A 5213-nucleotide genomic window follows, 5' to 3' on the forward strand; every position below is an offset into this window, starting at 1 on the left:
CCCTCGGCGCGCTCTGACCCTCCCTCCCCTCCCCCGCAGAACGGAGCACCCCCGTGCGACGCAGCATCCTGACCGCCACCGGCGCGGTCGCCGTCCTCGCCCTGGTCGCCGCGTGCGGCGGCGGCCAGACGCGCGGCAGCGGCGAGACCGCCGCGGCCTCGTCCTCCGACGACACGTTCACGTTCGTCACCAACACCGAGATCGTCACCGAGTGGGACCCCGCGCTGTCCTACTCCAACGAGATCCGGGCGATGGAGAACGTCTACGAGTCGCTGACCTGGTACGACGCCGCGACCGAGACCGTCGAGCCGCGCCTGGCCACCGACTGGGAGTCCTCCGAGGACGGCCTGACGTGGACGTTCACGCTGCGCGACGACGTCACGTTCCACACGGGCCGCGCGCTCGACGCCACGGCCGCCAAGGAGGCGCTGGACCGCACGATCGAGAAGGCCGGCGGCGCCGCCTACATCTGGGACGCCGTCGACTCGATCGAGGCGACCGACGCCACGACGCTGGTGTTCCACCTGTCCTACGCGGCGCCGGTCGACCTCATCTCGTCGTCCGCGTACGCGGCGTACATCTACGACACCGAGGCCGCCGGCGACGGGGGCGACCTGGACGCCTGGTTCGCCGAGGGCAACGAGGCCGGCACCGGCCCGTACGCCGTCGAGGACTGGGCGAGCGGCCAGGAGTACGAGCTCACGCTCGGCGCCTACGACGACTACTGGGGCGGCTGGGCGGACGGGCAGTACACGACCGTCGAGTACCGCGTGACCCCGCAGACCACCACCGCGTGGCAGCTGCTGCAGAACGGCGAGGTCGACTTCGTCGAGACGCTGAACCCGGAGATCTTCGAGCAGGCCGAGTCGACCGACGGCATCGCGACCTCGGAGACGGGCTCGTTCCAGAACCTGCTCGCGCTCTACAACACCGCCGACGGCCCGATGGCCGACGTGCGGGTGCGCCAGGCCGTGCAGCTCGCCACCGACACCCCCGGACTGGTCGACGCGCTCAACGGCTCCGGCGTGGCGGCGCAGGGCATCGTGCCCGACGGCCTGCTGGGCTCCGGCGCGGGCATCAGCACCGAGCAGGACCTCGACGCGGCGCGCGACCTGCTGGCCGAGGCCGGCTACGGCGACGGCAACCCGCTGACGCTGACCCTGACCTACGCGCAGGGCGACGACAACCAGCAGCTGTACGTGACCCTGCTGACCTCCGCGCTCGCCGAGATCGGCGTGACCCTGGACGCCCAGCCGCTGCAGTGGAACGCGCAGTGGGACCAGGCGCGCACCGGCGACCGCCAGGACGTCTTCGTCATGTACTGGTACCCGGACTACGCCGACGCGTACTCCTGGTTCGTCAACGTGTTCCGGTCCTCCGACGAGCCGTACTTCAACCTGTCCTACCTGGCGGACCCCGAGGTCGACGCGATGATCGACCAGCTGCCGGCCCTCACCGCCACGGACACCGACGCCGCCCAGGCCGCCTACGAGCAGCTGCAGCAGCGCATCGAGGTCGAGGACGCCGCCGTCAGCACGCTGTGGGTGGACACCTACCAGCGCGCGTTCCGCGACGACGTCCAGGGCTACACCGACAACCCGGCGTACCCGAACGTGGTGTTCGTGCACGAGCTGAGCCGCTGACCGTGCTGGCCCGTCACCTGGTGCGCCGCCTGGCGCAGGCCGTCGTCGTCGTGCTCGGCGTGGTGGTCGTGAGCTTCCTCGTCGCGCGGGCGGTCCCGGGTGACGCGGCCGTGTCGGCGACCGGCGCGCGGGCCAGCGCGTCCGAGCTCGCCGCCGCCCGGGAGCGGCTCGGCCTCGACCAGCCGCTCCCGGTGCAGCTGTTCCGCTACCTCGGGGACCTGGTCCGCGGGGACCTCGGCACCAGCCTGCACACCCGGCAGCCGGTGGCGTCCGACCTCGGGTCGGCGCTGCCGGCGTCGCTGGAGCTGGTCGGCGCCGCGATGCTGCTGGCCGTGCTGCTCGGCATCCCGCTCGGCATCCTCGCCGCGCGGTTCCGCGGCGGCCGGGCCGGCGGCGTCGACGTCTCGGTGCGGGTCGGCTCGGTGCTCGCGGTGTCCGCGCCGGTGTTCCTGCTGGCGCTCGTGCTGCAGCTCGTGTTCGCGACCCGGCTCGGCTGGTTCCCGACCGCCGGCGAGTACGACCGCGCTCTCGACACCACGAGCCCGCTGAGCGTGTGGACGGACATCACCGTCGTCGACGCCCTGATCACCGGGAACGGGGCGATGCTCGCCAGCGTGCTGCACCACCTGGTGCTGCCCGCGCTGGCGCTCGCCGCGTACCCGACCGGCGTGATCGCGCAGATGACCCGCGCGGCCCTCCTGGAGGAGGCCGCGCAGGACCACGCGCGCATGGAGCGGGCGCTCGGGTTCGGGCGGCTCGCGGTGCTGGTGCGGTTCTCGCTGCGGGCGGCGTCCGCGCCCGTGCTGCAGCTGGTCGCCCTGGTGTTCGCCTACGCGCTGGTGAACAGCTTCCTGGTCGAGTCGATCTTCAACTGGCCCGGCCTCGGGTCCTACACGGCGACCGCCATCTCCTCCGTCGACACCCCCGCGATCGCGGGCGTGACCCTGACGGTCGCGCTGGTGTACGTCGTCCTCAACCTCGCCGTCGACCTCGCGCAGACGGCCCTCGACCCCCGGGTCCGGCTGACATGAGCATCCACCCCTCCCCCGTGACCTCGGCCGCTCCCGCGGCGCCGGTGCCGCCCGCCTCGCGGGTGCCCGGCGCGGGGTCGCTCGCCTCCCGGCTCGGCCGGCTGGTCGGCCGCGACCGGCTCGCCGCGGCCTCCGCGGTCGTCCTCGTCGTGATCGTCCTGCTCGCCGTGCTGGCGCCGTGGGTCGCGCCGTTCCCGGGCGACGGCACCACCGCCACGCACCCCGCCGACCGGCTGCTCGCGCCCGGCGCGGCGCACTGGTTCGGCACCGACCAGGTCGGCCGCGACGTGCTCAGCCGCGTGCTCTACGGCGCGCGCACCTCGCTCGGCATCGCCGTCGCCGTGCTCGCGATCTCGGCGGTGGTCGGCGTGACGCTCGGCGTCGTCGCGGGCTTCGCCGGGGGCTGGCTGCGGGACGTCATCATGCGGGTCACCGACGTGTTCCTCGCGTTCCCGGCGCTGCTGCTCTCGCTCGCGCTGGCCGCGATCCTGCGCCCGAGCGTCGAGACGACCATCATCGCGATCGCCGCGACGTGGTGGCCCTGGTACGCCCGGCTGTCCGCCTCGGTCGCGCAGTCCGTCCGCACCCGGCCGTACGTCGACGCGGCCCGCTGCCTCGGCGTCAGCCCCGCGCGCATCGTCTGGCGGCACGTGCTGCCGAACTCACTGACCCCCGTGCTGGTGCAGCTCTCCCTCGACGCCGGCGGCGTCATCCTGACCGCGGCGTCCCTGTCCTACCTGGGCCTGGGCGCCACCGAGCCGACCAGCGAGTGGGGCCTGATGGTGCAGTCCGGGCAGTCGCTGTTCACGACGCACTGGTGGGTGTCCGCGTTCCCGGGCCTCGCGATCCTCGTGACGGCCTTCTGCTTCAACATGCTCGGCGAGGGCCTGCGGGACCTGCTGGACCCGCGCGCGGCCGGGGGCCGGTCGTGACCGCCGCCGCGCCGCTGGTGTCCGTCCGCGACCTCGAGGTCCGGTACGGCGACCGCGTCGTCTCCGCCGTGCCCGCCCTCGACGTCCGCCCGGGCCAGTGCGTGGCCGTCGTCGGCGAGTCGGGCTCCGGGAAGTCGACGCTGCTGCTCGCGGTGCTCGGCCTGCTGAACGGCACGCCGGCGCGGGTGTCGGGGTCCGTCCTGGTCGGCGGGACCGAGCTGGTCGGCGCGTCCGAGCGGACCGCCCAGGGCGTGCGCGGGTCCGCCGTGTCGCTGGTGCTGCAGAGCCCGCAGGGGTCGCTCAACCCGACGATGCGGCTCGGCCGGCTCGCGCGGCACGCGCTGCGCCGGCACGGGGTCCGCGGGGCCGAGGCGCGGCGGCGGGTCGCGGAGGCGCTGGACGCCGTGCGGCTGCCCGCCGACATCGTCGACCGGTACCCGCACGAGGTGTCCGGCGGCCAGGCGCAGCGGTTCGCGATCGCGACGGCCGTGGCGCTGGGCGCGCCGGTGATCGCCGCCGACGAGCCGACCAGCGCCCTCGACGTCACCGTGCAGGCGGAGGTCATGGCGGTGCTGGACCGGCTGCGCCGCGAGCAGGGCACGGCCGTGCTGCTGGTGTCCCACGACCTGGCGCTGGTGTCCACCGTCGCCGACCACGTCGTGGTGATGCAGGACGGCGCCGTGGTGGACGCGGGCGACGTGGACCACGTGCTGCACCGGTCCACCGTCCCGTACACCCGGGCGCTGCTGGCCGCGGTGCCGCGGCTGGGGCACGGGCGGTCGCCGTCCGCGCCGGCCGGCGCCGTGCCGCGACCCGCGACCACCGAGGAGGGTGCCGGATGACCGCGCCGATCATCGAGCTGGCCGGCGCCGACCTGGCGTACGGGCGGCGGACCGTCGTGCACGGGTTCGACCTGGCCGTGGCCGAGGGCGCGTCCGTCGCGCTCATCGGCGAGTCCGGCTCCGGCAAGTCGACCGCCGCGCGCGCCGCGCTCGGCCTGCTCCGGCCCGTCGGCGGCGAGGTCCGGTACCGCGGCACCGCGCTCGACCGCCTGGACGCCGCGGGCCGCCGCGCCTACCGCGCCGCGGTGCAGCCGGTGTTCCAGGACGGGCCGGAGACGCTCGACCCGCGGCAGCGCGTCGGGTCCGCGGTGGCGGAGGGGCTCGGCGGCGTGCCGCGCGCCGAGCGGGCCCGCGCCGTCGCCGCGCTGCTGACCGACGTGGGCCTCGACCCCGCGCTGGCCGACCGCCGGCCGCACGAGCTGTCCGGCGGTCAGCGGCAGCGGGTCGGCATCGCCCGGGCCCTCGCGGCCGAGCCGCGGCTGCTCGTCCTCGACGAGCCCACCTCCGCGCTCGACGTCACCGTGCAGGCGCGCATCCTCGACCTCCTGGAGCGGCTGCGCGCCGAGCGCGGGCTCGCGATGCTGCTCATCACGCACAACCTCGCCGTGGTGGACCGGCTGTGCGACGACGCCGTGGTCCTGGAGGCCGGGCAGGTCGTCGAGCGCGGACCCGCGCGGGCGGTGCTGGACAACCCCACGCACCCGTACACGGCGCGGCTGCGGGCGGCAGTGCCGGAGCTGGGCGGCGCGCTCCCGGGCACGGCGC

The 5213-nt window shown here is 75.2% G+C and carries 5 protein-coding genes; all 5 read left to right on the forward strand.

Going from position 1 to position 5213, the window contains the following annotated elements; all coding sequences use genetic code 11:
• The first annotated feature begins 53 nt into the window (after nt 1-53).
• Nucleotides 54-1643, forward strand: a complete 1590-nt coding sequence (locus G6556_RS16875; RefSeq protein WP_166944009.1) for an ABC transporter substrate-binding protein — start codon at nt 54-56, stop codon at nt 1641-1643.
• A 2-nt stretch (nt 1644-1645) separates the two neighbouring features.
• On the forward strand, nt 1646-2674 hold the full coding sequence (locus G6556_RS16880; protein WP_205693650.1) for an ABC transporter permease: 1029 nt from the start codon (nt 1646-1648) through the stop codon (nt 2672-2674).
• Entirely contained in the window at nt 2671-3606 is a 936-nt protein-coding gene (locus G6556_RS16885) for an ABC transporter permease (protein WP_166944011.1), read from the forward strand. Before G6556_RS16880 ends, G6556_RS16885 begins: the two co-directional genes overlap by 4 nt.
• Nucleotides 3603-4448 carry an ABC transporter ATP-binding protein gene (locus tag G6556_RS16890; RefSeq protein WP_205693651.1) on the forward strand — a complete coding sequence of 282 codons (846 nt, stop codon included), beginning with the start codon at nt 3603-3605 and terminating at the stop codon, nt 4446-4448. Before G6556_RS16885 ends, G6556_RS16890 begins: the two co-directional genes overlap by 4 nt.
• Nucleotides 4445-5213, forward strand: a 769-nt coding sequence (locus G6556_RS16895) for an ATP-binding cassette domain-containing protein (RefSeq protein ID WP_166944012.1), incomplete at its 3' end; no start/stop codon positions are given. The genes G6556_RS16890 and G6556_RS16895, both read left to right, overlap by 4 nt.

The organism is Cellulomonas sp. IC4_254, assembly GCF_011603975.1.
Classification (GTDB): Bacteria; Actinomycetota; Actinomycetes; order Actinomycetales; family Cellulomonadaceae; genus Cellulomonas.